Below are 7,894 nucleotides of genomic sequence, written 5' to 3'. Positions count from 1 at the left end.
GCGCTCATCCTGATCCTCGGTGCACTCTTTCTCGAAGGTGCGCAGGCAAACGAGGTCGAAGAACGCTTCCGCCGCGGGCGCGAAGTGCTCGCGCCCTTCGTGGGCATCCTCGGCACCATCGTCGGCTTCTACTTCGGATCGGTGGACCGCGGCAGCACGTCGACACTCGACGTCGACGCACTCACTGCGCCAACCGAGCTCACCGTTCGGGTGAGCGGCGGCGTCGAGCCCTATCGCGTGGCGATCATGCGCGACGGTCGCGCGCTGCTCGGACCCGAGCGCGCGGACGCCGGCTGGCTGCGCGTGCCCACGGCGCAGCTCGGGCTCGCCGGTGACGCGCCGACGAAGATCGTGATCGAAGCGTGGGATGCAAAGGACCGCTCGGCGACGCGCGAGGTGCTGATGCCCGCTGCGGCAGCGGAGTCCGCTTCGGATCACGACTGATCACCGCTTCGCCGACGACGCGGGGCATCTGCGCGGCGAGCGCAGCTCGCGCAGCGTCTGCTGCGCTACGCCAGCGCCTTGCTGACCACCTCCAGCACATCGCGCGACAGGGTTGGCACGTCGCGGATGCGCTCCAGCGCATGACGGGCATGCGTCTGGCGCGCCGCATCGAACTTCTTCCAGCGGTCGAAACCGCGCGCGAGCCGTGCCGCCACCTGCGGGTTCAACGCATCGAGCGCGATCACCTGATCGGCGAGGAAGGCGTACCCGCGGCCATCGGCCGCATTGAAGCGCACGTAGTTGGCGGCGAAGCAGCGGATCAGCGCATACACCTTGTTCGGGTTGCGCAGGTCGAACGCCTCGTGCCGGGTGAGCCGCTCGACCGCGGCCAGTGTGTCGGGCAGGCGCGAGGCTGCCTGCACGGCGAGCCACTTGTCGACTACCAGCGGTTCGTCCTGCCACCGTTCGTAGAACGCCTGCAGCGCGACCGCGCGCTCGGCGCAATCGGTGTTCGCCAAGGCAGACAGCGCGGCCATTGCATCCGTCATGTTGTCGGCGGCTTCGAACTGGCGCATGGCGAGCGCGCGCAGCTCCGGTTCGTCGAGCTCCATGAGGTAACCGAGACATGCGTTGCGCAGCGCGCGCCTGCCGGCAGACTGGGCGTCCGGGCTGAAGGGGCCGGCGGCTGTCTGCGCGTGATACGTGCGCAGCATCGAATCGCGCAGCGACACGGCGATACGGCGGCGCAGCTCGACGCGCACGGCGTGCAGCACCTCCGGTTCCGCCAGGCTCATCTGTTCCGCCAGATACGCTTCGCTCGGCAGCGCCAGCGCTTCCGCCGCGAACGCCGGGTCACGCTCGCCGTCCGCAAGCACGCGGGCGACGGCCGCAATGAATGCCTCGGGCGCGTCGAGCGGCGCACCCTGGATCGCCGCGTCGACGCCGCGCAGCAGGATCTGCGTGGCGAGCCGCTGCCCCGCCTCCCAGCGGTTGAACGCGTCGCTGTCGTGTGCCATCAGGTGCGCGAGCTGGGCATCGCTGTAGTCGTGCTCGAGGACGACCGGCGCCGAGAAGTTGCGCAGGAGCGACGGCACGGGATGCGCAGGGACATTCACGAACACGAAGCGTTGCTGCGCCTCGGTGAGCGAAAGCACGCGCGCGCTGTCGCCTGCGGCGGATTCATCCGCCAGCTGCAGCGGCAGCTCGCGCCCGTCCGGGCCGATCAGGGCGAAGGCGAAGGGAATGTGCAGCGGCAGCTTCTCCGTCTGCCCGGGCGTGGGCGGAGTGTATTGACGTAGCGTGAGGGTATAGGTGCGCGTGGCCGGATCGTACTGTCCCTGAGACGCGACCACCGGCGTTCCCGCCTGGTCGTACCAGCGCTTGAAGCGCGTGAGATCGATGCCCGAGGCATCGGCCATCGCCGCGACGAAGTCGTCGGTGGTCACCGCCTGCCCGTCGTGACGTGCGAAGTAGAGGTCCATGCCGCGGCGGAACGCTGCCGCGCCGAGCAGCGTGTGGATCATGCGCACCACTTCCGCCCCCTTCTCGTACACGGTGGCCGTGTAGAAGTTGGAGATCTCCAGGTACGACTGCGGTCGCACCGGGTGCGCCATCGGTCCGGCGTCCTCGGGAAACTGCGCAGCGCGCAGCGCGCGCACCTCCTGGATGCGCTGCACGGGGCGCGAATACATGTCGGCGCCGAACTCCTGGTCGCGAAAGACGGTGAGACCTTCCTTCAGGGACAGCTGGAACCAGTCGCGGCAGGTGACGCGGTTGCCGGTCCAGTTGTGGAAGTACTCGTGCGCCACGACGCGGTCGATGTTCAGGAAATCGCCGTCGGTCGCAGTGTCGGCGCGGGCCAGCACATACTTCGTGTTGAAGATGTTGAGGCCCTTGTTCTCCATCGCGCCCATGTTGAAGTCGCCGACGGCGACGATCATGTAGCGGTCAAGGTCCATTTCCAGACCGAACACGTCCTCGTCCCATTTCATGCTCTTCCTGAGCGCCTGCATCGCGAAGGCGCACTGGTCCAGCTTGCCGGGCTCGACGTAGATCGAGAGCGCCACGGTCCGTCCCGATCGCGTGACGAACTCGTCGTCCAGCCGATCGAGATTCGCGGCGACCAGCGCGAAGAGGTACGAAGGCTTCGGAAAGGGATCCTGCCACTTCGCCCAGTGCCGCGTGCCGCGCGCACCCCGCAGCAGATTGACGCCACTGCGATCGTCCGTCGCGCCAGCCCCCTCGACGCCTGCGCCGACGAGGTTGCCGTTCGAGAGCAGGACCGGGTAGCGCGCCTGATCCGCGCGGATCGTCGTCGTATAGCGCGACATCACGTCGGGGCGGTCGATCATGTACGTCATGCGCCGGAAGCCCTCGGCCTCGCACTGCGTGAAGAGTCCGTCCTTGGAGGCGAAAAGGCCCATCAGCGTCGTGTTCTCGCGCGGGTGGATGCGCACGACGGTCTCCAGCGTGAAGGCGGACGGAACGCGGGCGATGGTGAGTTGCCGGTCGGCAACCTCGTATTCGCTCGCGGAGAGCGGCCGCCCGTCAATGGTGATCGACTGCAGCGACAGCGCTTCGCCGTCGAGCCTGAGCGGCGCGGCAGGATCGGCAGTGCTGTTGCGGCGCGTCGTCAGCCGCGCGCGCACTTCGGTGTAGGCGACATGGATGTCGAAGTCGAGGTCGACGCTGTCGATCAGAAACGGCGGGGGTGCGTAGTCTTCGAGATGAATCGGCTGGGGTGTCGGTTCGCGCATGGTGCTCACGCAGGCAGGGGGATGAATTCGGTTTCGCCCGGGACGGGGTGAAACTCCTGTCGAGCCCATCTGAGCTTCGCCGCTTCGATACGTCCCGTTGTGCTTGCGACGAAGTTCCACCAGATGATGCGCTCGCCATCCATTTTCTCACCCCCGAGGACGATGAGGCGCGCTTTGCTCACGGCGGCGATCTCCACGGCCTCGCCGCCGGCGAGCACGCCGAGGTGGAGCGCCGCGAGAGGGCGTCCCGCCACGCGCACGTCTCCTTCCACCACGTAGACGCCCCGCTCCTCGTGCTCGGGCGGCAGTGCGAGCGTCGCCCCCGCGGTCAAGTCGATGGCGAGATAGAGCATCTCGCCGAAGGTCGCCACCGGCGCGCGCTTGCCGAACGCGCTGCCGGCGATGAGTCGGATGTGCACGCCGGGCCGTTCGATCACGGGCAGCGTGTCCTTCGCGTGATGACTGAACGCGGGCTCCGTGTCCTCATGCGCTCTGGGCAGGGCGACCCAGGTCTGGATGCCGTGGAGACGCGCTCCAGCGGCGCGCTCGTCGTCGGGCGAGCGTTCCGAATGCACGATGCCGCGACCGGCGGTCATCCAGTTGACGTCCCCCGGCGTGATGCGCTGCACGCTGCCGAGGCTGTCGCGGTGCATCATCGCGCCCTCGAAGAGATAGGTCACGGTGGCGAGACCGATGTGCGGATGCGGTCGCACATCGACGCCGGCGCCCGCGGGAAAGACCGCCGGCCCCATATGATCGAAGAAGATGAAGGGGCCGACCATGCGGATCGGATGTCCCGGCAACAGCCGGCGGACCTGGAAACCGCCGAGGTCCTTCGCGTGGGATTTCAACAGCGTGAACGGGGAATTCTTCATGCGGTGGGCCCTGTCGATTGACGAGTGTTCTGATGCTGCACCGTCCGAAATGTTCGCGCCTGCGCGATACGCCGCGATGCACGGTGTCGGGTGCGAATCGCCGCAATCCCCGGACGCCGCGCTCGCGCTGTCGCTGGCTGGCGACGCCCGGAACTCGCGTGCGGTTGCCGCCGCGCGCCGGCATCGAGACGAGAGCATGACCCTAAGCCGACGATCGCGCAGGGGTTTTCGTTCGACCATATGCCGTGCGCAACCTTCGGCGTGGCGTTGGCACGGCGGTTGCCAATTCGACGTGTGCACGGTCGCCGGCATTTCGTGAACGCGCCCGGAACCCGCGGGAACGATTGCCATGACCGTGCACCGAAGTCTGGATGAGACGCACCCCCGAAAGGAGGCCCCCCGATGAATCAGGTGACATTGCGCAGGACCGCGGACCGCCGCCACTTTGCCACCCAGGCGGTCAGCAACATTCTGGCGCTGCAGATCAGCCTGGCGTGCGCCGTGCCCTCCGCCATTCGCGAGGATCCGTTCGCGCTGGGTTACGTCTACGGCTATCACGATCGCGTGCTGCAGATGCTCGGCGTCGAGGACCGCGGCGAAAGCCTCGCCATGATGGCGGCCGGCTACCGCAACCTGTTCGGCGAGCATCTGGGTTCGACGGTGCTCGGCGACAGCGTCGACATGCAGGGGCATCCGCGCTTCGTGAAGGGCGCGTTCCAGGGCGAGGAGGACGCCGGGCAGTATCTGCAGGCGCGCAAGCTGTCGATGGGACTCGCCTCGTATCTGAAGATCGTCGGCTGATCGCATGCGCCGCCGCGCTCACGCGCGCCGTTCGCCGAGAAACTCCGCCAGTACACGCGCCGTGTGCGAACGCCCGGTCTGCTTCGCAACGGTTTCGGGTGAGCCATGCGCGACGAGCTCGCCGCCGCCGTCGCCGCCTTCCGGACCGAGATCGAGAATCCAGTCCGCCTCCGCCATCAGGTCGAGGTTGTGCTCGATGATCACGACCGTGTTGCCGGCGTCGACCAGGCGGTGCAGCACGCGGATGAGCTTCTCGACATCTGCCATGTGCAGTCCGACGGTGGGCTCGTCGAGAACGTACAGCGTCTGCGGTGACGAACGCCGGGCGCGCGCCGGCGGTTCGTGCGCGTCAGTGCGCACCTTCGCGAGTTCGGTCACCAGCTTGATGCGCTGCGCTTCGCCGCCGGAGAGCGTCGGACTCTGCTGGCCGAGGGTGAGGTAGCCCAGACCCACGTCCTGCAGGAGCCGCAGCGCGTGGTGGATCGAGCGGTGTGCGGCGAAGAACTCCACCGCCTCGTCGACGCTCATGGCCAGCACTTCACCGGCGCTGCGTCCCTTGAAGCGGACCGACAGCGTCTCGGGATTGAAGCGCGCGCCGCCGCACGCTTCGCACGTCACCTTGACGTCGGGCAGGAAGCTCATCTCGATGGTCTTGATCCCCTGCCCTTCGCAGGCCTCGCAGCGTCCGCCGGCGGTGTTGAAGGAGAAGCGGCCCGCCGTGTAGCCGCGGATGCGAGCCTCGCGGGTATCGGCAAAGAGGCGTCGCACCGCGTCCCAGAAGCCGACGTAGGTGGCAGGGCATGAGCGCGGCGTCTTGCCGATCGGCGTCTGATCGACCTCCAGCACGCGGCCTACGGCTTCCCAGCCGCGCAGATCGCGGCAGCCGGTGAGCGGGACGTTCCTGTTCCTGCGCTCACCGGCCACCAGACCTTGCAGATTGGCGAAGAGCACGTCGCGCGCGAGCGTGGATTTGCCCGATCCCGAGACGCCGGTCACGACGGTGAGGCGGCCGAGCGGAAGCTCAGCGGTGAGATCCTTCAGGTTGTGGAGATTCGCGCCGACGATCTCGATGCGCGGGGTGGCCGCGTCAATCGCGCGGCGCGTGCCGAGCGGGTGTCGCAGTGGCTCCCGCAACATGCGGCCGGTCAGCGAACGCGCATCGCGCTCGAGCGCTGCCGCAGAACCGGCCGCGATCACTTCGCCGCCGAGCTTGCCGGCACCGGGTCCGAGGTCGATCACGTGCTCGGCGCGGCGGATCGTGTCCTCGTCGTGTTCGACCACGACGAGCGTATTGCCTTTGGCTTCGAGCTTCGCCAGCGTGTCGAGCAGGATGCGGTTGTCGCGCGGGTGCAGTCCGATCGTGGGCTCGTCGAGGATGTAGCAGACGCCGCGCAGATTCGAGCCGAGTTGCGCGGCGAGCCGGATGCGCTGGGCCTCGCCGCCGGACAGCGTCGGCGCTGCCCGGTCGAGCGCGAGATAGGACAGACCGACCTGTTGCAGGAAGCCGAGCCGGGAGCGAAGCTCGGCGAGGAGATCGCGCGCGATCTCCGCCTCGCGTCCCGCGAGGGCGAGCGTGTCGCAGAACGCTGCCACGCGGCCGACCGGCAGCGCATTGATGTCCGCGATCGAGCGGCTGCGAAAGCGCACGTGCAGGGCGGTCGGGTTGAGCCGGCGGCCGGCGCAGGTGGGGCACGTCTCGTCCACCTCCAGCCATTCGATCCACGAATCGAGCACGTGGTCGTCGGCTCCCGTCTTCGCGCGTTCGTCGCTCCAGTCGATGTCCGACAGCTTGAGGCCGGTGCCGTAGCATGCCGGACACCAGCCGTGCTTCGAGTTGAACGAGAAGAGCCGCGGATCGAGTTCGGGGAAGCTCGTACCGCACGACGGGCAGGCGCGCCGCGTCGAGAACACCGCCTCGCGCACGCGGGCAGCGCCCTGCATGAGACCGTCCAGCGGCGCGATGACGTGCACGACACCCTTGCCCAGATCGAGCGCGCGGCCGAGCGCTTCGCGCAGCGCCGGTTCGGCTTCCGGCTCGACGCGCAGATCGGCCACCGGCAGCTCGATCGTGTGTTCCTGAAAGCGCGCGAGTCGCGGCCACGGATCCGTCGGCAGGAATTCACCGTCGACGCGCAGGTGCGTGTATCCCTTCGCCGCCGCCCACTTCGCGAGCTCCGTGTAGTAGCCCTTGCGGTTCGCGACCAGCGGCGCGAGCAGGCCGATGTGCGCGCCGCGGTAATCGCGTGCGAGTCGCGCCGCGATCGCGTCGAAGCTCTGCGGCTCGATCGGGACGTCGCAGGTCGGACAGTACTGCGTGCCGAGCTTGACGAAGAGCAGGCGCAGGAAGTGATACAGCTCGGTGAGTGTCGCCACCGTGCTCTTGCGGCCGCCGCGGCTCGTGCGCTGCTCGATGGCGACCGTCGGCGGAATGCCGAGGATGGCGTCGACGTCCGGTCGCGCCGCCGGCTGCACGAACTGCCGCGCATACGCGTTCAGCGATTCGAGATAACGGCGCTGTCCTTCCGCGAACAGGATGTCGAAGGCGAGCGTGGACTTGCCGGAGCCCGATACGCCGGTGATCACCGTGAACCTGCCGCGCGGAATCTCGACGTCGATGGACTTGAGATTGTGCTCGCGTGCGTTGTGCACGCGGATCGTGTCGGGCGCAAGGGGCGCGCGCGGTTCGGCGACGAGACAGTGAACGGACACGAAGTCGCCCAGCGCTGCTTCGTACTCGCGCAGCGCGCGGCCGGTGTACGAGCGCGCGCTTGCCACGATGTCTGCGGGGGGGCCGACGGCGACGACCTCGCCACCGGCATCGCCGCCTTCCGGTCCGAGATCGACGACCCAGTCGGCGGCGCGGATGACATCGAGGTTGTGCTCGATCACGATGAGCGAATGACCGGCGGCGATGAGGCTGCGGAACGCCCGCAGGAGCTTGGCGATGTCATCGAAGTGCAGACCGCTGGTGGGCTCGTCGAAGAGGAAGAGCGTCCGGTGCGTGGCGGGCGCCGCGCG

The 7,894-nt window shown here is 68.1% G+C and carries 5 protein-coding genes; 2 read left to right on the top strand and 3 right to left on the bottom strand.

Annotated features, from left to right (window positions below):
• A partial coding sequence (locus JNK68_06110; protein ID MBL8539929.1) for a hypothetical protein occupies positions 1-444 on the top strand: 444 nt, incomplete at its 5' end.
• Positions 445-509: 65 nt separating this feature from the next.
• Here the strand turns inward: JNK68_06110 and pepN are convergent.
• Positions 510-3,200: an aminopeptidase N gene (gene pepN / locus JNK68_06105; protein ID MBL8539928.1), complete on the bottom strand. Its 2,691-nt coding sequence runs from the start codon at positions 3,198-3,200 to the stop codon at positions 510-512.
• Positions 3,201-3,205: 5 nt separating this feature from the next.
• A complete protein-coding gene (locus JNK68_06100; protein ID MBL8539927.1) occupies positions 3,206-4,075 on the bottom strand; it encodes a pirin family protein in 870 nt (289 codons plus the stop codon).
• Positions 4,076-4,477: 402 nt separating this feature from the next.
• Between JNK68_06100 and JNK68_06095 the strand changes: the two genes are divergently transcribed.
• Positions 4,478-4,876 carry a hypothetical protein gene (locus JNK68_06095; GenBank protein MBL8539926.1) on the top strand — a complete coding sequence of 133 codons (399 nt, stop codon included), beginning with the start codon at positions 4,478-4,480 and terminating at the stop codon, positions 4,874-4,876.
• A gap of 18 nt (positions 4,877-4,894) precedes the next feature.
• Here JNK68_06095 and JNK68_06090 read toward each other — a convergent pair.
• A partial coding sequence (locus tag JNK68_06090; protein MBL8539925.1) for an ATP-binding cassette domain-containing protein occupies positions 4,895-7,894 on the bottom strand: 3,000 nt, incomplete at its 5' end.

This window comes from Betaproteobacteria bacterium, from assembly GCA_016791345.1.
Lineage (GTDB): Bacteria > Pseudomonadota > Gammaproteobacteria > Burkholderiales > JAEUMW01 > JAEUMW01.
The sequence above is the reverse complement of the archived record's forward strand: the minus strand, read 5'-3'. Positions and strand labels throughout refer to the sequence as shown.